21 protein-coding genes are annotated in these 20804 nt (G+C 27.4%); 11 read left to right on the top strand and 10 right to left on the bottom strand.

Features of this window, described 5'->3' with window-relative positions; genetic code table 11:
- Positions 1 to 2: 2 nt before the first annotated feature.
- Genes ACQY22_RS02530 through ACQY22_RS02520 form a run of 3 tightly spaced genes read right to left on the bottom strand, consistent with a single transcriptional unit; the run spans position 3 to position 2624 of the window.
- Positions 3 to 1205: a glycosyltransferase family 4 protein gene (locus ACQY22_RS02530; protein ID WP_428324980.1), complete on the bottom strand. Its 1203-nt coding sequence runs from the start codon at positions 1203 to 1205 to the stop codon at positions 3 to 5.
- Positions 1202 to 2041: a polysaccharide deacetylase family protein gene (locus ACQY22_RS02525; RefSeq protein ID WP_428324979.1), complete on the bottom strand. Its 840-nt coding sequence runs from the start codon at positions 2039 to 2041 to the stop codon at positions 1202 to 1204. Before ACQY22_RS02525 ends, ACQY22_RS02530 begins: the two co-directional genes overlap by 4 nt.
- 46 nt (positions 2042 to 2087) lie before the next feature.
- On the bottom strand, positions 2088 to 2624 hold the full coding sequence (locus tag ACQY22_RS02520) for an acyltransferase (RefSeq protein WP_428324978.1): 537 nt from the start codon (positions 2622 to 2624) through the stop codon (positions 2088 to 2090).
- A gap of 119 nt (positions 2625 to 2743) precedes the next feature.
- Here ACQY22_RS02520 and ACQY22_RS02515 point away from each other — a divergent pair, with 119 nt between their 5' ends.
- The 4 genes from ACQY22_RS02515 to ACQY22_RS02500 are packed head-to-tail and all read left to right on the top strand — an operon-like array spanning position 2744 to position 5483.
- Complete coding sequence (locus ACQY22_RS02515; RefSeq protein WP_428324977.1) at positions 2744 to 4492, top strand: HAD-IIIC family phosphatase; 1749 nt, start codon at positions 2744 to 2746, stop codon at positions 4490 to 4492.
- Positions 4489 to 4728, top strand: a complete 240-nt coding sequence (locus ACQY22_RS02510; protein WP_428324976.1) for an acyl carrier protein — start codon at positions 4489 to 4491, stop codon at positions 4726 to 4728. The genes ACQY22_RS02515 and ACQY22_RS02510 overlap by 4 nt, the downstream gene beginning before the upstream one ends.
- Before the next feature lie 16 nt (positions 4729 to 4744).
- A complete protein-coding gene (locus tag ACQY22_RS02505) occupies positions 4745 to 5149 on the top strand; it encodes a VOC family protein (RefSeq protein ID WP_428324975.1) in 405 nt (134 codons plus the stop codon).
- Complete coding sequence (locus ACQY22_RS02500; protein ID WP_428324974.1) at positions 5142 to 5483, top strand: holo-ACP synthase; 342 nt, start codon at positions 5142 to 5144, stop codon at positions 5481 to 5483. Before ACQY22_RS02505 ends, ACQY22_RS02500 begins: the two co-directional genes overlap by 8 nt.
- A 6-nt stretch (positions 5484 to 5489) precedes the next feature.
- Here the strand turns inward: ACQY22_RS02500 and ACQY22_RS02495 are convergent, their stop codons facing one another.
- On the bottom strand, positions 5490 to 6539 hold the full coding sequence (locus ACQY22_RS02495; RefSeq protein ID WP_428324972.1) for a glycosyltransferase family 2 protein: 1050 nt from the start codon (positions 6537 to 6539) through the stop codon (positions 5490 to 5492).
- An 89-nt stretch (positions 6540 to 6628) separates the two neighbouring features.
- Here ACQY22_RS02495 and ACQY22_RS02490 point away from each other — a divergent pair, with 89 nt between their 5' ends.
- Complete coding sequence (locus tag ACQY22_RS02490) at positions 6629 to 7339, top strand: TylF/MycF/NovP-related O-methyltransferase (protein WP_428324971.1); 711 nt, start codon at positions 6629 to 6631, stop codon at positions 7337 to 7339.
- On the opposite strand, the gene ACQY22_RS02485 is transcribed toward ACQY22_RS02490, so the two are convergent.
- Together ACQY22_RS02485 and rfbB are read right to left on the bottom strand one after the other, a co-directional pair.
- Positions 7336 to 8400, bottom strand: a complete 1065-nt coding sequence (locus ACQY22_RS02485) for a glucose-1-phosphate thymidylyltransferase (protein ID WP_428324970.1) — start codon at positions 8398 to 8400, stop codon at positions 7336 to 7338. The genes ACQY22_RS02490 and ACQY22_RS02485 overlap by 4 nt on opposite strands.
- A gap of 33 nt (positions 8401 to 8433) precedes the next feature.
- Complete coding sequence (gene rfbB / locus ACQY22_RS02480; protein ID WP_428324969.1) at positions 8434 to 9396, bottom strand: dTDP-glucose 4,6-dehydratase; 963 nt, start codon at positions 9394 to 9396, stop codon at positions 8434 to 8436.
- Between the two features lie 116 nt (positions 9397 to 9512).
- Between rfbB and ACQY22_RS02475 the strand changes: the two genes are divergently transcribed.
- The 3 genes from ACQY22_RS02475 (at position 9513) to ACQY22_RS02465 (ending at position 13047) form a co-directional block, all read left to right on the top strand.
- Positions 9513 to 9971: a WxcM-like domain-containing protein gene (locus ACQY22_RS02475; RefSeq protein WP_428324968.1), complete on the top strand. Its 459-nt coding sequence runs from the start codon at positions 9513 to 9515 to the stop codon at positions 9969 to 9971.
- Between the two features lie 35 nt (positions 9972 to 10006).
- Positions 10007 to 11167 carry a lipopolysaccharide biosynthesis protein gene (locus tag ACQY22_RS02470; protein WP_428324967.1) on the top strand — a complete coding sequence of 387 codons (1161 nt, stop codon included), beginning with the start codon at positions 10007 to 10009 and terminating at the stop codon, positions 11165 to 11167.
- An 86-nt stretch (positions 11168 to 11253) separates the two neighbouring features.
- On the top strand, positions 11254 to 13047 hold the full coding sequence (locus tag ACQY22_RS02465) for a hypothetical protein (RefSeq protein ID WP_428324966.1): 1794 nt from the start codon (positions 11254 to 11256) through the stop codon (positions 13045 to 13047).
- Here the strand turns inward: ACQY22_RS02465 and ACQY22_RS02460 are convergent.
- Genes ACQY22_RS02460 through ACQY22_RS02450 form a run of 3 tightly spaced genes read right to left on the bottom strand, consistent with a single transcriptional unit; the run spans position 13044 to position 15667 of the window.
- Positions 13044 to 13802 (bottom strand): cytidylyltransferase domain-containing protein, encoded by a 759-nt coding sequence (locus tag ACQY22_RS02460; protein WP_428324965.1) that lies wholly within the window; start codon positions 13800 to 13802, stop codon positions 13044 to 13046. The genes ACQY22_RS02465 and ACQY22_RS02460 overlap by 4 nt on opposite strands.
- 17 nt (positions 13803 to 13819) lie before the next feature.
- On the bottom strand, positions 13820 to 14905 hold the full coding sequence (locus ACQY22_RS02455) for a DegT/DnrJ/EryC1/StrS family aminotransferase (protein WP_428324964.1): 1086 nt from the start codon (positions 14903 to 14905) through the stop codon (positions 13820 to 13822).
- A 15-nt stretch (positions 14906 to 14920) separates the two neighbouring features.
- On the bottom strand, positions 14921 to 15667 hold the full coding sequence (locus ACQY22_RS02450) for an N-acetylneuraminate synthase family protein (RefSeq protein WP_428324963.1): 747 nt from the start codon (positions 15665 to 15667) through the stop codon (positions 14921 to 14923).
- A 71-nt stretch (positions 15668 to 15738) separates the two neighbouring features.
- On the opposite strand from ACQY22_RS02450, the gene ACQY22_RS02445 reads away from it, so the two are divergent.
- Positions 15739 to 16758 carry an SDR family NAD(P)-dependent oxidoreductase gene (locus tag ACQY22_RS02445; protein ID WP_428325509.1) on the top strand — a complete coding sequence of 340 codons (1020 nt, stop codon included), beginning with the start codon at positions 15739 to 15741 and terminating at the stop codon, positions 16756 to 16758.
- 11 nt (positions 16759 to 16769) lie between these two features.
- On the opposite strand, the gene ACQY22_RS02440 is transcribed toward ACQY22_RS02445, so the two are convergent.
- Positions 16770 to 17588 (bottom strand): phytanoyl-CoA dioxygenase family protein, encoded by an 819-nt coding sequence (locus ACQY22_RS02440; protein WP_428324962.1) that lies wholly within the window; start codon positions 17586 to 17588, stop codon positions 16770 to 16772.
- Positions 17589 to 17722: 134 nt separating this feature from the next.
- Between ACQY22_RS02440 and ACQY22_RS02435 the strand changes: the two genes are divergently transcribed.
- Together ACQY22_RS02435 and ACQY22_RS02430 are read left to right on the top strand one after the other, a co-directional pair.
- The gene (locus tag ACQY22_RS02435) at positions 17723 to 18670 is read left to right on the top strand and encodes a DapH/DapD/GlmU-related protein (protein ID WP_428324961.1); all 948 of its coding nucleotides are present in this window, start codon (positions 17723 to 17725) and stop codon (positions 18668 to 18670) included.
- Positions 18671 to 18695: 25 nt separating this feature from the next.
- Positions 18696 to 20804 (top strand): 3-hydroxypropionate--CoA ligase, encoded by a 2109-nt coding sequence (locus ACQY22_RS02430; RefSeq protein WP_428324960.1) that lies wholly within the window; start codon positions 18696 to 18698, stop codon positions 20802 to 20804.

Below are 20804 nucleotides of genomic sequence, written 5' to 3'. Positions count from 1 at the left end.
AATTAACTTCTATTTATTTTGAGTATTTTCTGATATAGCTTCAGATGATTTTCTGCCATAGAAACAGAATTACATTCCTTTTGAACAAAATCATATCCTTCCATACCTAGTGAATCACATAATGATGGATTATCTAGTAATTTTATTATTGCATTTGATAATTCTACAGGATTTTCTGGTTCAATCAAAATACCATTTTTTTTGTCTTGAACTGTATAAGGAATTCCATGAGTATTAGTTGAAATTACTGTCCTTTTGAATGCAAAAGATTCTAGTGGTACTAATGGCGATAATTCCCATTTTGATGGCATGACAAGAAATTCACTTTCTCCATATGCAGAAATTACATCTTCCCTAGGAGGGTTTTTTATAACAATTATTTGATTTGATAAATCATGTTTTTCAATTAACGAAAACATTTCATTTTGATAACCAAAATCAACTCCCATTATAACAACTGAAACTTTTCTTGATTTTAATTCATTTTTTATTATCTGTATTGCATTAATTAAGTCATCAATACCTTTACTTTTTGAGAATCTTCCTACAAATAAAATAAATTTTGAATTAATATTGTATGTTTTTTTAAAATTTTTTTGACTGATTAATGATTTCAAATTTACACCGTTACGGATGATTGTAGATTTAGATTTCTTATAAATATCTGAAAATATTTTTGCTTCATATTCATTTGCAGCAGAAATACCAGATGCTTGTTTTAAGATTTGTTTTATGAAAATATTTTGCACCTTAAAAATTAGTCTGAAGAATGGTGATGATTCTTTTAAGAAAGGATGAGTAGTTAATCCACCTTGATCTGAAACAACTAGAGGAATATGGTATTTTTTTGATACTGCCCACGCTATTATTGATTGAAAACTTCTTAATCCTATTGTGTGAATAATATCTGGTTTATCCCTGATTAATTGATTGTACATTCCTGGATTAAAAAAGAATAATTTTATACAAAACCATGTATGTGAACGGGCAATTTTGAATTTCTCAATTTTTTCAATTCTAGGTAATTTTTTATTAAATTTAGTTGGTCCGTTAGAAAAATCAAGATCCGTGGTGTATATTTTTACATCATGACCTAATTCAGAAATTTCTCTTGCAATATCTACTGCCAGAAAAACAATTCCTCCAAACTGTGTTGCTGGAAAAGATGCAGGACAAAGTAATGCAATTTTCATATTTTTACTCATTTTATCACTTTTTCCTGAATATATCTTTCAAATGATGTAAATGAAAAATTTGATAGTAATTCATCCATTCTAACAATTGTTTTTTCTAAATTATGATATGTTATGAAATTATTTTTGGTTGAAAGTTTTATTTTAGGCATAAATTCTGGTGTTAATTCCCAAGAATGAATATAAAAAACACCTGGATTTTTTTGTTTTTCGTAATCTCTAAGTGCTTTTTTTGTCACACTCAAAGGTAATGTTCTGAGATAAAATCCCCCTCCAGCAGGAATTGTTTTTCCTAAGAATTTTGTTACCATTAAAGGAAATTCAGTTATTTTTGCTTCCAAATTATTGCTTCCTAAGGAACTGCTAGAGATTTTGTAAGGAGTTTTTAATGCATTCGGATTACCATACATGTAGGATTTTGCAGGAACAATACTGCTATCATACAGATAATTTTGTTCTTCAAGAAGATCTATTGCCCAAGATGATTTTTCATTTAATGAAAATGTAGGAGCTCGAAAGCCTTTACTTTTATAATTAGTAAGTTTTGCAAACTCTTCTAATTCTTTTGCAAATTTCTCTCTAAATCCATCTGAATCTAATCTTGAATGATACATAGTATGAAAAGCAATTTCATGTCCATTATCAATAATTTTATCTAAAATTTCAGGAAATTCTTTTAGAATTTCCCCTACCATAAAGAATGTTGCATAAGTATCATGATTTTCAAGAAACTCTAAAATTTTATCTAATCCATTTACAACTCTAAAAGATTTTTTTTCAGTTGTCAGTACATTTTGAATAAGTTCTGGATGAAACCACTCTTCAAAATCAATTCCAAGTATATTCAAGACACATCACTACTTTAATCTGTCTAAAAATTTAGATTTATTTTTACTAATGATCAATTTTTTTTACCACTCTTGCAGGATTGCCTACTACAATACAATAATCAGGAACATCTTGTGTAACAACACTTCCAGGAGAAACAATCGAATTTTTTCCAATTGTAATTCCAGCCATAACAATTGAACCTGGTGTTAACACTGCTCCTGATTTTATTGTAACTGGCTCAACTTTTCTTTTGTATTCTCCTGTTTTTAAAAACAAATTTGCAGTAGGATTCATGTGAGCAAAAATCATGCAATTTGTCCCTAAAGTGACATTATCTTCAATGTTTACAAGATGTGGGTAGATTAAATCAATATGAACATAAGGACAAAAATGACAATTCTTTCCAACGTTAACTCCTCTTACCTCTTGCATGCGTATTGCAAAACCAGAATGAGCAGAAAAATATGAAAGTGAATGAAGAATCCAATTCTTTAATACAAACATTCTAAGTCTAAATTTACCCAATTTACCTTTGAAATTATAAAATTCCATTAATTCTGCCTCATTCATAGAAAAAGCAGTACTAAATTTTGTAACCATTAAATTCAAAATATAATGAGATCCCTTTAACCTTTAAGGACAAATTATTTGATAATTTAATTGAGAAAAAAATTATCATGCAGAGAGTTTTTATCATTGAAATAGAATTTCTTTGAATTATGGAGCTAAAGAAATTATCCGATTATATGAATGAAGCAAAAATTATCAAACCGAAAGCAGAATATAAAAAAATTCGAGTTGCATTTCTTGGTAGTTTTTCACTTAATGGATTTGAAGAAACAATCCAAGTTCAATCTAATGAAGAAAAAATTAATTGCATTACATATAATGCTCCATATAATCAATATAATCAAGAAATTTTAAACAATAATAGTGATTTATATAAATTCAATCCCGAACTAATTTTTTTATTAATAGATACAAGAACTATTTTAGGAGATTTTTTCTATTCTTCATACGAATATTCTGATAAAGAAAGAAAGAATTTTGTTAATGAAAAATTTTTAGAACTTCAAAATTTAATTGAAACTGTTATTAAAAAATGTCAATCAAAAATCGTATTAACAAATTTTTTAATTCCAACATATAGTTCTCTTGGCATATTTGATTCCAAAATTGAATATGGATTAAAAGAAATGATAATTGAACTTAATAAAAAATTAAAACAAATTTCCCTAAAAAATAATTCTGTTTATTTGTTTGATTTTAATTCTTTTGTAGCAAAATTTGGAGAAAAAAATGTTCTAGATTTTAAAAAATTATTTTTTGGAGATATAAGAATTTCATTTGACATAATTCCATTTTTGATTTATGAGTTTATGGGATTTTTAAAGCCGATGTTAGGATTAAACAAAAAATGTATTGTTCTTGATTTAGATAATACCCTATGGGGTGGCATAGTTGGTGAGGATGGGTTAGAAGGAATCAAATTAGGACCCGATCCTGCAGGTAGCCCTTTTGTTGAATTTCAAAAAATGCTAAAATCTCTTGAAAAACGAGGAATAATTTTGGCAGTAAATAGTAAAAACAATTTTGATGATGCAATCAAAGTGCTAAAAGAACATCCATACATGATTCTTAGAGAAGAAGATTTTGCATGTCTAAAAATTAATTGGAATGATAAAATATCAAATATGAAAGAAATTTCAAATGAATTGAATATAGGATTGGATAGCATGATTTTCTTTGATGATGATCCCGTGAATAGGGAATTGATAAAAATGAGCATTCCAGAAGTTAAAACTATTGATTTAACTGATGATCCTGCATATTTTAGTTCTATCTTAATGGACTTGAATGATTTTAATTCTCTAAAAATTACCGAAGATGATTTTAAACGCACAAATATGTATCAACAAGAAAATAAAAGACATGCTCTAGAATACTCAACAAAAAATCTAAACGAATATCTTGAAAAGTTGAACATTAATGTTAAAGTAAAATTGGCAAACAAATTTTCCATTCCTAGAATTTCACAATTAATATTAAAAACAAATCAGTTTAATCTTACTACAAAAAGATATCAAGAAGAAGAAATTAAAAAATTTACTGAAGATGAAAATATTGTTGTTGGTTGTGCAGAAGTTAATGACAAATTTGGAGAAAGTGGAATAACTAATGTTTTTATTATTAAAAAAAATGATGATGAATGGTTTCTAGATACATTTCTTCTTAGTTGTAGAATAATGGGAAGAGGTATTGAAGAAGGTATTCTTGGAAAAATTGTTGAATTAGCAAAAAAAGAAAAAGTTAAAACAATTAAAGCCCAATTTGTGCCAACACAAAAAAATAAACCTGCTGAAAACTTTCTATATGAATTTGGATTTCATAAAGATGGTGAATTTTGGTTATTTTCTGTGAAAGATTCAATTAATATTCCAAATCATTTAGTGGTGAGGTTTGAATGACTCAAAATAAATTGTATGAAATTATTTCGAGAGTATTTAACATCCCGGAAGGTGAAATAAATGAACAATCAAACCCAGAAACCATTGAAAGATGGGATTCTTTTACAGGCTATGTTCTTTTAGATGAAATTGAATCAACTTTTAACATTAGTATAGGAATGGAAGAAGCATTGGAAATCAAAAATGTTGGTGATTTTAAAAAAATTCTTGTAGAAAAAGGCATTAATTTTGAATAAATTGAGTAAAGGCGACATGAAAATTCATCATATAGGAATAGTGGTAAATGACATACAAGAGTCATTAGGAGAATTTTCAAAATTTGTAAAATTCGAAGAGACTACAATTCCAACATTAATTAATTCCCAAAAAGTTAATGTTTGCTTTATGTCATTAGGCGAATTTCGTATTGAATTGATCGAACCCATCAATGAAGAATCACCTGTATCAAATTTTCTAACAAAAGGAGGCGGATTTCATCACATTTGTTTTGAAGTTGAGAATTTGAATACCACAATAGAGAAAATGACCAAAAAAGGAGGCCGGCTTATTGTATCACCTGTAAAAGGATTTGAAGGTAGGCAAATCGCATTTATTTTCTTGAATATGAAAAAAACTAATTTTAATTTGATTGAATTAGTAGAATCTAAATATGATTGAAAATTTAGGAATAGGAATTGATTTAGTTGATATTGATAAATTTAAAAAAATACCATTTAATGAAAAACAAACATTTTACACAAAAATTTTCACTAATAAAGAAATACAGTATTGCTTAAAATTCAAAGAACCATATGAACATTTTGCAGGAAAATTTGCAATAAAAGAAGCTGTAAAAAAATCTCTTAATTCCAACATTGATTTATTCAATATTGAAACATTTCACGAAAATGAAAAACCACAAGTAAAGATAAAAGATAGTAATTCAAAGTTTTTGATTTCTATGTCTCATGAAAAGAATTTTTCTATAGCTCTAGCGATTTCATTAGGATAGATAACATTATACACAAGATCTTGCAATTTCACTAAGTTTTTTTAAAAAATTGTAAAAAGATTTTTCTTGAGAATTGATTTGGATTTCTTTAGGAATATCTATATGATCAGTAAACTTTTTTATTAATTCGGCGTCATTTATTTTTCGCTTATTTTGAATTTTGATGTATTTTTTATTTATTGTACCTAAATTTTTCAATATATTTAATGATGCTTTGATTTTTTCCTTAAACATGTGTTTTCGTAAATAAAATATTGATACAGCAAAATCAACTAAAATTAAAGATGGTAGAAGTTTAAAAATAGTTGAATGAGAGTAATGTGTAAAAATACAGTATAATCTGTTTCTCTCTAATAAAAAATACTTGAATTTTGACCAATGAAATGCAAATCCTTCAGATGGATGAAAAACAATTGATTTTGGAACATAATACGAATTAATTTTCTCTAATGATGCTCTCCACCCTAAATCTAAATCATCATGATATGCAAATAGAAAAGAATCAAACATTTCTAATTTTTTGATCAAATCTGTTTTAGAAAACAAACAAGTTCCAGATGCATATCCAATTAATTCAATTTGATTGAATTGATTTGAATCTTTTTCTCCTTTTCCTCTTGAAAAGCCAAAACCAAAAAGCTGTATTTGATTTCCTGTACTCATTAATCTTTTTTGGTCTGTAGTTGTTAGGAATTTTGGTTGATAAAGTCCTTCACCATTCTGATGATATGCAGAAATTAATTCATCTAACCAATAAGGATCAACAATTGTATCGGGATTTAAAATAACTAAAAATTCCCCTTTTGTTTCTTTTATGCCGATATTATTTCCTTCACAATACCCTAGATTTTTATTATTTTCTATTAGTTTTACATTAGGAAATTTTTCCTTACATTTTATGTGACTTTTATCAGTAGATGCATTATCCACTAAAATAATTTCAAATTTTTTATAATTTGATTTCATGATTGATTCTATACAATCTATCAGTAGATTTGATGCATTATAATTTAAAATAATTATACTGACTAATGATTTTTGATTTTCTTCAGCCATACTAATTACATAATAAATGTCCCATATATGGAGAATGTGAAATTTTTTTAGCCAGAATATTAAATTATCAATTAGATTTTTAGAAAAAAATGGAAGAATCAACTAAGAAGAGTGTATATAAATTCAAATTTTTGGGAAATATACTGGGAAATTTTTCAAATTATTTTCAATTACAGTTATTAGCATTTTATAAGGACAAAAAAATTGTTGATTTAATAAAAAAAATTAAAAAAGAAGTTGATTTTGCATTTTTTCCTATTGAAGCCTTTGTAGTTTATTCTATAGCAAAATCTCAATGTGTGTTAGAAGGAGACATGGCAGAAATTGGTGTATTTCAAGGAGGTTCAGCAAAAATAATTTGTGAAGCTAAAAAAAATAGAAATTTACATTTATTTGATACATTTTCTGGATTGCCCAAAGTTTCTGAAAAGGATACCCATTTTGGAATGAAATATTGGAAAGATGATCAATTTAACAATACAAGTGAAAACGTAGTTAAAGACTATTTGTCAAAATATGATAACGTCTATACACATTCCGGAAAATTTCCAGAAACTGGAACTTTTGTTTCAGAGAAAAAATTTTCTTTTGTTCATTTGGATGTAGATCTATATCAAAGTACAAAAGATTGTCTTGATTTTTTTTATCCTAGATTAGTTAAAGGTGGGATTATTCTTACACATGATTTTCATACAGGAGGTGTAAAATTAGCTTTTGAGGAATTTTTAAAAAATAAAAAATTACCCGTAATTGAATTAAGCGGTTCCCAATGTATGATTGTAAAAGTTGATATTCACTAAAGAAAAATTTTAGTTCCTTCTCCTAAAAGAAATACTTGTTCTTTTATTGTTTCATTTTGTTTAATACTAGAATTTGAGGAAATTATGCTGTTTCTAATTTTTACATCTTTTTGAATTTCACAATTAGACATTATAATTGAATTTCTAATATCACATTCTGAAAGAATACAATTGTTTCCTATACTTGTATTTGGGTTGATAACAGTGTTCTTTTCAATAATACAATCTTTTCCTATTATAACAGGTCCATTAACTTTTGATCCAGTCTTAAAAATTGTTCCCTCTCCAGCAGAAACATCCCCTGTAATTACAACTCCAGATTCTTTTTTAGCATTAAAAACAGGTACATAGTTTTCAAGAATTGATTTATTTGCATGTATAATATCTTCAGGAGTTCCTGTATCTTTCCAATATTCGGTTATTAAGTGATAAGAAATATTGTTGTTTTTTGAAAGTAAAATTTGAAGTGCATCAGTAATTTCTAATTCATCTCTCCAAGAAGGTTTTAGATTTTCAATAATTTCAAAAATCTTTGGAGTCAGAAAATATATTCCTGTTACAGCAAAATTGGTAGGAGGATCTTTTGGTTTTTCAATAATTCTAATAATTTTGTCATTTTTAATATCTGCTATCCCAAATCTTGACGGATTATCAACCTCACATAAAAGAATCATCGCATCATAATCTGATTTTAAAAATTCATCAGAAAAATTACTAATATTTTTTTGAATGATGTTATCTCCAAGAAAAACTAGGAACTTTTCATTTTCAATAAAATCTTTACATAAACCAATAGCATGAGCGATACCTTTTGGATTATCTTGTTTAACATAAGTTATTTTTACACCGAATTTTTCTCCATTTCCATAAAATTCGCTGACTTTATTGGAACCTACCCCTCCAATAATTATTGCTATATCTGTGACCCCAGCTTCTTTCATTGACTCTATGCAGTATTGAGACATTGGCTTGTTTGCTATAGGAAGAAGTTGTTTTGGCCCAGTGTGTGTTAATGGACGTAATCTGGTTCCATGACCTCCATGAAGAATTATGCCTTTCATAATATCCCCCAATTCCTTGAAGATAAATTGACTCTATACATTAGTCTGTTTCATCCACCATGATTTGTTATTTAGATACCATGCAATAGTTTCTTTTATACCATTTTCAAAATCAAATTTTGGATTCCAATTTAATTTTTTTTCAATCTTTGTAGAATCCAAACTATACCTAAAATCATGTCCAGGTCGGTCTTTAACATATTTCATTAAACTTAACGGTTTATTCATAGTTCTTAAAATCATTTTGATTATTGTATTATTGTTAATTTCATTCTTTCCTGCAATATTGTATATTTCACCTGATTTTCCATTTGTCATAACTTTACGAATTGCTCTGCAATGATCAATCACATACAACCAATCTCTAATATTTTTTCCATTTCCATAAACTGGAATTGATTTATTTTTCATTGCGTTAATTATTACTTTAGGTATTAATTTCTCTGTAAATTGTCTGGGTCCATAATTGTTTGTACATCTTGTAATTTTTACATCACAACCATATGTGGTATGATATGATTTTACCAATAAATCTGCTGAAGCTTTTGATGATGAATATGGACTAGATGGATTCAAAGGAAATATTTCCGTAGCGCTATTTTTTTTTAAACTTCCATAAACCTCATCTGTCGAAATATGTACTAGTGTTTTATCATATTTCCTTATTGCTTCTAAAATTGTATATGTGCCATTTATGTTGGACTGAATGAATGGTCTTGGATTTGAAATACTTCTATCTACATGAGATTCTGCTGCAAAATTAATGATTACATCATTTTTTGAAACTAAATCATCAATAATCTTTTGATTGTTAATATTTGCTTTAACAAATTTATAATTTTTTGAATTTTTTAATTCCTTTAGGTTTTTTTTATTTGAACCTGTTAAACATGCATCAATATTTGTAATTTTTATTTTAGAGTCTTTTTTTATTGAAAATAATATGAAATTACTTCCAATAAATCCTAATCCACCTGTAACTAAAATTTTAGCCAATATTCTAATAATTCGACTATTCATTATTATTTATAGATCTGGATGAATTTTTAATAAAATACTAAATTTTATCAAAAATTAAAAATTTAATACTTATTTTACTTCATACAATATTCTTGACAGAATTTCAAATAATTGACTTAGAGAATCACGTGACAAAAGACGTTAATGATGGTCATCAAAATGGAAATTTATCTGTGATTTGGAGAGATTGGGATAAAATCATTAAAAATCCTCCTAAGATGATTTATCTCACCACTGTGTTTCCTAAGGAAGTAAAAGGTCCTCATCTGCATTCTAAGAGAACAAGTTATCTGACATGTATTGAAGGCAAAGTGATTGTAATTGTTCAAGATTTTGATGGTGTTTACAAAGAAATCGAGTGCAGTTCTGAAAAACCACAATTAATTTGCATTCCAAATAATTATGCATCTGCTCATATTAATGTCTCCAAAAATATTTCAAAAATACTTGTTTTAGCTGATATTGCGTGGAAACCTGATGATAATGAAATGAGAAATGTTTCCTTTAATGATTATGACTGGAAAAAGTGGGATTTGAATTCTTTTTCTTAAACGTTATTACGGTTTTTATTTTTAATTAAGAAGAAATGGATAAAAAATGGAATAATTTAAAAAATAAATTTCTAAATTTTCAAGGTATTTCCACTATTGGTGGTACTGATATTATTGGCACCTTAATTTCATCAGTATTTTGGTTATATCTGCCACTAGTTTTATCTAGCAAAAATTATGGAGAAATACATTATGTTTTATCTATTGCAGGAATAGGATTTATAATTTCATTGGTTGGAACCCGTGATGTTATTTCTGTTTTTACATCTAAATCTATAAATCTCAATTCAACTTTGTATTTGTTAAGCTTAGTTTTTGGAACTATTGCTATACTAATTCTTACATTTGTTTTTCAAATACATTCTATAGTAATTCTAATGGGATATGTTATTAATGATCTTGCACTTGGATATATTTTAGGAAAGAAATTTTATAAAAAATATTTTGTATATGTTTTATCACAAAAAACCCTCACCTTAATTCTTGGAATTTCTTTTTATTTTATTTTTGGGTATGAAGGAATACTATATGGATTAACTCTTTCATTTTTACCTTTTAGTATTATAATATTTCGAGAAATTAAAAATACAAAAATTGATTTTAATCTTTTGATTTCTCATAAAGAATTTGTTACTAATAATTATGTACTAAGTGTGATTGGTGCCCTAAGAAGTCATATGGATAAGATCATTATTGCACCTTTGTTAGGATTTGTAATTTTAGGTAATTATGCATTAGCAATGCAAGTATTTGCTATTTTGATGTTAGTAAGCAATGTTGTCTTCAAATATGCCCTTCCACACGATGCACAAGGAATAACAAATTCTAAGATAAAAAATCTAACAATACTATTTTCTATTGTAATTGCAATTCTAGGAATTTTTATCTCACCCATACTAATTCCATTAGTTTTTCCAAATTTTATACCTGCAGTTGATGCAATTCAAATTATTAGTGTAGCTGTAATTCCTGCTACAGTTGGTCAAATGCTTGTTTCAAAATTTTTAGGAAATGAGAAAAGTCGAGAGGTTTTAGCTGCAAGAATTATTTCACTATCATTAATGATATTGGGAATTTTTATTTTTGGACCTATTTTTGAATTACAAGGATTAGCATTAGCATATTTACTATCCTCTTCCTGTCAAGCTGCTTTTTTACTAGTATATTCAAAAAAGAAATTCAATAAAATCAATTGATTTAGTTATTTTTTATATGTGATAATTAAAAAAATAATTAATTGAATGATATTTGCCAAATTATTTTAGTTGATAGCACACTTTCTATGGATTCAATTAATTTTAGTGATCAGTCACAGATAATCATATCATTAGATTTTCCATCTCATGAGAAATTAGAATCTAAAAACATACGTCATATCATATCTGATAATTTTATTTCAGATGATGAAATTAAAAAACTTCAAATATCTTCTTATGAATTTGTACGGTGGTACGAAAATAATATTATAAAAAATCTGATAACTTACAAAAATATCAATTTAGGAGAATTATTTTATCTTGATTTCTACATTTACTTATTACCTATTTTAAAATTTTTTTCAGAATTTCAACACATTGTATCAAAATATCCCAATTCAACATTTTTTGCATCATCAAAAATTTCAAATTTTTTAAAACATTTTTCAGTAAATTATAAAGAAATAGGTGAAAATGATAATGATGTAGAATTTTATCTTGATAACATTGATTATGAATTTAGACTTTTTAAAAAAGATATTTCTTTTTCAATTTCAAAATCAAATTACAAACTTTTAAAGAATTTTTCTGAAAATTTTTCGAAGTTACTGCTGAATAAATCCCATGATCCTTCCAAAAAATCTCATGTGTTAATTGAATTTGATCCTATTAAATCTGAAAAGTTATTTTCTATTTTACCTAAAACCTCTAATTTTGTGATATATAATAGACGTAGACCATATTTTTGGAATTCGTCTTCCTTTTCTATTCTAAAAAAATCTAATATTTGCTTTTTTCGAGAAAATGAGTTATCTGATAATGAATTAAAAAATAATCTTCAAGATGCAGATATGTGGGTTTTGAGTACTATAGAAAAACTGAAATCTTATGATGATTATTTTTTCAATTTTTTTAAAACCAATAATCGCTCATTTTGGAAAATTATTGAAAAACATTTTTTTCATCTATGTAAACTAAGATTTTCTATTTTAGTTTATGAAATAGAATTGGCCTTAAATTTTTTCAAAATCACTAATCCTTCTACTGTAACCCTATGGTCTGAATTGGGCACAATTGAACAAATATTCATTAACGTAGCACAATCACAAAATATACCTGTTATACTTGTTCAACATGGGTATTATCATGATGATGAAACCGCGTTAACTTATAATTATTTTTCAGGAGTTTTGCCTAAAAAATCTGATTATTTTTTGGTGTGGGGAAATAAAATGTATGATTATTGCATAGACACAAATTTAAAAAATAAAAATATCAAAATAATTGGTAATCTCTTTTTTGATAATAATAAATTAAAATCAAATATCCAATCATCTGATTATATTCTTTTAGCAACTCAAAGTCCTACAGATGTTTTTTTATCTGACCTAAATGTCTCTACATATGAAAATTACATAAATGCTATCATCAAAATTTGTGAAATATCTAAAAAATTAAATAAAAAATTAATCATAAAATTACATCCTGATCCTCATGAATTAGATATAACAAAATATATAGAATCTTTTAATTCTCATGTCCAGATAATAAAATCTGGAAATATTAAAGAATTAATTCAAAATTCAAGTTTGTTTCTTTGTATAGATATTTCTACAACAATTCTTGAAGCACAATTTTTTAAAAAACCCGTTATTGCGGTTTCTGTAAAAGACTATAATTTAGGAGATTCAAAATCAAAAATTTTTCAATCTTGTGTGTATGTAAATACTGACAATCTTGAAACTCAAATGATTAAAATCTTTAATGATCCCAAATTCAAAAATAAAATAATTTCTAAAGGTTCTGAATTTGTTAATGATTATTCATCAAACCAAGATTCTGCTGCAAAAAATTTTGTTAATTTTTTAAATAATTTTTAGTCGTTTTTTAATGAAATTAAATATCCTTCATTCTTTTTATGATCTGAATTGATTTTCAATAAATTTGGCTCTTTTTTTATTAAATTTAGTATGTCTGTCATTGAAAAAATTTCTTTTTTAAAATAGAGTTTTGAATAAACCTCTTTTACAAACTCTAAATCATTTTTGTAATCAACTGACCATCTCATATTCTCTCTATTTTTTTTATCTTTATTATGGATTGTAGCAATTCTAAATTTTTTTGGGTGTTTCCAAATATATGGAGTTACATGTTCTTTCTCTGATTTTAATTTTGATTTTATCCATGCTTCTTTTAATGCTATGAAACTAAAACATTCTGTATCTAATCCATTTGGTATTGTTTTACTATCGTTAGATAAATAATCATAATTTCCTTTCAAAAATGCATTTACTACTTTTTTACTTTGTATTGGATCTATTAATGGACAGTCTGCAGTTATTCTAACAATTACTTCTGCTTTGAATTTTATACTTGCTTGATAAAATCTATCTAATACATTATTTGTTTTACCTCTAAAACACTTAACTTTTGATTTTCTTGCAATCTTTACTACGTCGTCATCTTTTTTTCTAGTAGTTGTTACAACAACTATTTCATCACATTTCATTTTTTTAATTCGATTTATTACATGCCATAACATAGGTTTGCCTTCAATAATCGATAATATTTTATTTGGAAATCTGGTAGAGTCAGTTCTTGCTTGAATCATAACAATTATTTTTTTATTTTTCAATTCTGATTTCATCCAAATTAAATTATAGAATTAGCAGTTTTTATAATAAATTCAATTTCTTCATCTGTAAGATTTGGGTGCATCGGTAATGTCACAACTTCTTTAGCAACCATTTCTGTTATAGGTAATTTGTGATTTTTCTTATAATATGATGTTAGATGTGCTGGAATATAATGTGAGCCTGTTTCTATGCCTTTAGCATACATTTTTTTCATAAAAATATGTCTATTTTTTACTCTTATCCAAAATAGATGATAACTACAATCTTTGCTTATTGGCATTTTTTCTCTAGTGTTTAAATTTGAATTGTATTTTTTTGCGATCTTAAATCTAATTTCATTCATTTTATCTAATTTTTTTAATTGTTCTATTCCAATTGAAGCTGAAATTTCATCCATGTAATAATTATAGCCTAATGATGTAATGTCATATTTTGTTCCAACTCTTTTATCTATTCCACACCATCTAAGTGAGTTTAATTTCTCTTTCAAATTTTTACTATCTCTTGTGTTGATTGTAATTGCTCCTCCTTTTGGCATTGCCAAATTTTTTACTGGATGGAAACTAAAACATGTTAATTCATTTTCTGAACCAATTTTTTTATTTTTATTTTTTGCTCCACATGCATGTGCAGCGTCATCTACAATATGTAATTGATATTTTTTAGAAATTTTTTTAATATCATTTATTTTATTTGGAAATCCTCCGTAATGCATATTGATAATGCCTTTAGTTTTCTTACTGATTTTTTTTTCCAAATCATTTGTATCTATACAAAGAGATTTTGGATCTATATCTACAAAAATAGGAATTCCACCATTATATACAATTGAATGAATTGTTGTAATGAAAGTAAAAGATGGTACAAGTATCTCTTTATTTTTGATATTTAATAGATGTAATGATAGATGTAATGCTGCTGTTCCATTATCTACTGCTACACATTCTTTTGCATTGATATAATCGCAGAATTTATTTTCAAACTTTTCAACATTACCTCTGCCACTTCCTGATGCCCAATTTGCACTTTTGATGGTATTTACTGCTGCTGAAATTTCTTTGTTATCAAATTTTGGAGAAAATAATTTAATTATTTTTTTCATATTATATCAAAAATTTTACTTTAAAGTATTTGATAAATTCATCTTTTCAATTCTTGTTATATGTTGAGTTAACTCTTGTAATTCATCAAATGTAATGGAAAAAGGTGCATCTGGACCTATGGATTTGTCAAGTTTAACATGTTTTTCAATAAAAATTTCATTATTTCCTGTTGCATTTTTTAAGATTGCAAATGATAAAGGCATTGTAATTCCTAATGTATGATCAGAAAAAAAATCATATTTTAAAAGATCATTCCAAATTATATCCTTGTCTAATGCTGGATATTTTGCAATACAATATGTGTATTGAAATGTATTTTCGTCAAATTGTTTTTCTATAATATTTTTGTCTATTCCATTTCCAGTACTGATGAATGTTTTCTTTTTTGTTTCACCTACTTTTTCAATTGTTTCTAATGCAAAATTATGTTTTAATGCAGTTGTCCAAGATGCAATTTTATACAATTCTACATTAAGTGATTCTAAAAATTCTACTGATTCGGGATAAAATACACTGCAAAACCATTTGATCCCTAGATTATCTGAATATTTTTTTAATTCAATTGCTGTATTTTCATCTAATTGTGATTTTTTTATTTCGTTCCAATCTGGGTCTGTTGATTCATAGATATCTTCAGCCCTCCACATTTGAAATTTTACATGCGTAGCTCCACATTCTTTTGCTTTTTTGATGTGTTGTTTTCCTAATTCAATATCTCCTTCCCAATTAGAACCAATTTCAGCTATTATGTTTACAGTCATGTTGTGTAGAAAATACTGATAGTTAATTATCTTATCTCTATAACTCCAAAAATTAAAAGCAATTCAAGTTTATATTTAAGATAAAAAAAAATTGTGAATTGTTTAATGGAAAAAATATTCTAATTACTGGAGGTACTGGTTCCTTAGGCACAGCTCTCACTGAGAAATTATTGTCTCTTGATGTTGGAACTATTAGAATATTTTCTCGTGATGAAAATAAACAGATCCAACTTGAAGAAAAATTTAATGACAAAAGACTGAGATTTTTAATAGGTGATGTTAGAGACAAAGAACGTCTTAGACGTGCAGTTGAAAATATTGATATTGTAATACATGCAGCTGCATTAAAACATGTACCTATTGCTGAATACAATCCATTTGAAGTAATTAAAACTAACATTAATGGTTCTCAGAATGTAATTGATGTTTCTATGGATGAAGAAGTTGATCTTTGTCTTGCAATTAGTACTGATAAGGCTGTATCTCCATTGAATTTGTATGGTGCCACAAAACTATCTATGGAAAAATTGTTTATTGCAGCAAATCATTTTAAAGGAAAAAGAAAAACAAAATTTTCTTGTGTTAGATATGGTAATGTTTTAGGTAGTAGGGGTTCTGTTGTTCCAAAATTTATTGAACAAATAAAATCTCAAAAAATAATTACTATAACTGATCCTACTATGACCCGATTTAATATTACTATGGATGAAGCATTAGATTTAATCTTACATGCAATTCAATCTTCTAAAGGTTATGAAGTATTCATACCAAAATTGAAATCTTATGTTTTGTCTGATTTAGTTGAAGCTCTAAAAGAATTATCTTCAACTGCATTTAAACAAAAGAATATTCCCTCTCGACCTGGTGAAAAAATGCATGAATTATTATTAAATAAATATGAAATCAATTACTCTATTGAATTCAAAAATGGTTATGTTTTATTACCTTCTGACTTTCAAATAAAGTCTTTAAATAAATTATATCCAAAGTCTAAACCATTGAGTATGGAAGTCTATTCGTCAGATCACGTTCCTCACATTTCAAAAAACGAACTTAAAAAAGTCCTAAAAAAACATAATTTTGTTCCTTAATTCTAGTTATTTTATGGTAATTGATAATTATTTTTCCATTCAAACTTAGTTGAACGACGTGTAATTCTTGTAAATTCATCTTTAGGTGGGCATGTATTTAATCCCAACAAGTCTTTTCTATCATCTGTTAACTGATCGAATATTTGTGGTGGGATATTTTCTGCAAAATTAAAAGCAGGTTTAATGAACCATCTTCCATAACTTGGTATGATTGCCCAACGACTTGAATCATTTCTTTTCTTACCTCCTCCGTGCCACAATGAACCATTAAAAATTAGTACTGAACCTTTTTTGCCTTCAACTGATATTTCTGTATCGTATTTTTTTCCATTTTCTGAATAATCTGATCTTAAATGACTTTCTGGTACAATTCTTGTTGTGCCATTCTCTTCTGTAAACTCATCTAACATGAATAACGCTACCATGATTAATGGATATCCTCCTTGACCTGGAATATTACTGTCTACATGAAGTTGTTGTGGTTTTGTATTACTACTTGGATTTCGTGCATCAAAACCAAGTAAATTGAATGGTTGTGAATTCTGATATGATCCTTCTTGTAATGATTCTTTGATAATTGGAATTATTTTTGGATGATCACATAAATCAAAATATTTTATATCTTTATTGTGCAAGTTGTATACAATTTTTTCTTGTCCTTTATCGTTTAATCCATGTTCTGTAGGATTAGATTTAGCATATTTTGACGAATATTTTTCATAATCTCTGCTTAGCATTGATTTGTACATTTCACATTCTTGTTCTGTTAACACGTTCTCTAGTATAACATATCCTTGTTTCTTTATTTTATTGATTGCGTCTGTAGTCAACTAATTACCTCAAAAATCACATTTCTTATTTTTTGATTCATGTAATTATGCCTATCGTAATACCATAATAATGTTAAAGTAATTTTTAATTTTGGTAACAATTATTTTAAATATACTTTTAACTGAATTCCTTTATGTATACTATTCGTAAAAATAATATCTCTGTTAAAGCAGTTGCTGATTTTTTGGATATTAGTTATTCTGGACCTAATTTTTTTATTTCTTCTGCTAATTCATTAAATAATATTTCTGATAACTCTGTATTGTTTTATGCTATTGCTAAAGATAAATCTAATCAAATTATAAAAAATATGAATTATGATTTGAAAAAATTAAAACAATTTAAAAATATTATTTTAATTACTAATGCAACTTTAGATAAAACAATTGATATTCCTATTTTATTTTCTAAAAATCCTAAATTAGATTTCTATCGTGTTATACTTGAATTTTTTTCAGAAAACAATTTCAAAAATGGAATTCATCCAAGTTCAGTAATTGAAGATGGTGCTATACTTGGCAAAGATGTCTATGTTGGCTCTCATTGCTATATTGGAAATAATGTAAAAATTGGAAATAATACCAAGGTTTTTGATAATACTTGTATTTATGGTGAAACTGAAATTGGTTCTAACTGTGTAATAAAATCTAATACCACAATAGGTAGTGAAGGATTTGGTTTTATTCCTACTGATGATGGTCTTTTTCATCTACCTCATGTTGGTTCAATTTTAATTGGTAACGATGTTTGGATCGGTTCTAATAGTACAGTTGAAAAATCTCATTTAGATCAAACTATAATTGAGGATGATGTAAAAATTGATGATCTTGTACAAATTGGTCATAATACCATAATTAAACAATCTACACAAATAACATCTGGTTGTGTTATTGTGGGTAGAGTCAAAATAGGAAAAAATTGTTGGATTTCACCCCACTGTGTTATTGATGTGGGTTGTGAACTTGGAGATAATTGCATTGTTGGTACATCTAGTTTAGTTAGAACCAACTTTTCAAATAACTCAGTAATAGTAGGCTCTCCTGGTAGACTTTTGAGAAAAAATGAGTCTTCTGTGAGATGATATTTGTTAACTTTGGAGAAATATGATGGCTGCAGTTAAGAAAATTTTTGATGAAATTATTGAAACTGATCATAAAGTCATCACTGAAGAATCATCAAAATCTATTCTCAAAAATTATGGCGTTAAAGTACCACCATATGCATTAGTAACTTCTGCTGAAGAAGCAGCAAAACAAGCAAAGAAAATTGGATTTCCACTTGTAATGAAAGTAGTATCTCCACAAATCTTACACAAGACTGATGTTGGTGGAGTTAAAGTTGGTCTAGACAATATTGCTGATGTAAAAAAGACATTTACTGATATGTATGGCAGACTCTCAAAGAAAAAAGGAGTCAATGTAAAAGGAATTCTTCTCGAAAAAATGGTTCCAAAAGGTGTTGAACTTATTGTAGGTATTCAAAATGATTCCCAATTTGGTCCTGTAATCATGATAGGATTTGGAGGTATCATGACAGAAGTAATGAAAGATGTTGCATTTAGAATGCTACCAATTACAACTTCTGATGCAAAATCAATGTTAAACGAACTAAAGGGTTCTAAACTTCTCAAAGGATTCAGAGGAAGTGAACCAATTGATACTAATTTGGTTGCAAAAATGTTGGTAAACATTGGAAAATTAGGCGTAGAAAATGCAGATTACATTAACAGCATTGACTTTAACCCAATAATCGTCTATCCAAAATCACATTATGTTGTTGATGCAAAGATTATCTTAAACAAAGAGAAGAAAAAGAACTCTATCTCAAAAGCAAAACCAAGCATTACAGATATGGAGACATTCTTTACTCCAAAATCTGTTGCAGTGGTTGGAGCTTCTGCAAGTGCAGGAAAGATTGGTAACTCTATCTTAGATAGTTTGGTAAATTATGATTTCAAAGGAAAAGTAATCCCAATTAATCCAAAGGCTGACAAAATCTTTGGACAAAAATGCTATCCATCAGTAGCTGACATTCCAGGAAAAGTTGATCTAGTTGTTGTTTCCGTAGATTTATCCATGACTCCTCCAGTTCTTGAGGACTGTGCAAAGAAAGGAGTTCACAGTGTTGTAATTGTATCTGGTGGAGGAAAGGAGCTTGGTGGTGAAAGAGCATCATATGAAGCTGAAGTTGCAAGATTATCTAAAAAACACAAAATCAGAATTATTGGTCCAAACTGTATCGGAATGTTCAATGCAGCAAACCGTCTTGATTGTGCATTCTTTAAACATAGTAAAATGATTAGACCAAAACTTGGTCCTGTTGCATTCTTCTCACAAAGTGGAACAATGGGAATCAGTATGTTGGAGAGTGCTGATGTATTTGGTCTATCTAAGATGATCAGTTATGGTAACCGCTCTGATGTTGATGAAGCAGATATGATTTGGTATGCTGCAAATGATCCTCAAACTAAAGTGATCGGATTGTACGTTGAAGGATTTGGTGATGGTAGAAAATTCATCAATGTCGCAAAACGTGTAATGAAAGAGAAAAAGAAACCAATTGTTATCTGGAAGAGCGGAAGAACTGCAGCTGGTGCAAAACAAGCAGCCTCACACACAGGCTCACTTGGTGGCTCTAACTCAATCATTATGGGTGCATTCAAGCAAGCAGGAATTATCTCAGTTGACAGTTATCAAGAATTCATTGCAGTAACAAAAGCATTAGTGTGGCAACCATCTCCTAAAGGAAATAGGATTTCTATAATTAGTAATGGAGCTGGTCCAATAGTTGCAGGGCTTGATTACATTGAAGATAAACATCTATTTGTACCTCCTTTATCAAAAAAAATATTAAAAAAAATTAACGATTACTTTCCACCATTATACATTATAGGGAAAAAAGGTAATCCTTTAGATATTACTGGAGGTGCAACTGCTGATGATTACCAATTTGTAATTCAACAATTCATGGATGCGAAAAACATTGACATTATTATGCCATGGTTTGTTTTTCAGGATAATCCATTAACTGAAAAAATCATCAAATATTTGTTTGATTTTTCAAAAAAACAGAAAAAACCAATTTTAGTTGGGTGTAATGGTGGTCCCTACACAGAAAAAATTTCAAAACTTATTGAAAAACACAAAATTCCAGTTTATCATGATTGTAAACTATGGGTAGAAACTGCGTATGCATTAACGAAAATAAAACATTAA

The sequence above is a fragment of the Candidatus Nitrosopumilus sp. genome (assembly GCF_965263415.1).
In the GTDB taxonomy this organism is placed as follows: domain Archaea; phylum Thermoproteota; class Nitrososphaeria; order Nitrososphaerales; family Nitrosopumilaceae; genus Nitrosopumilus.
This window is presented reverse-complemented; position numbering and strand designations above follow the sequence as displayed.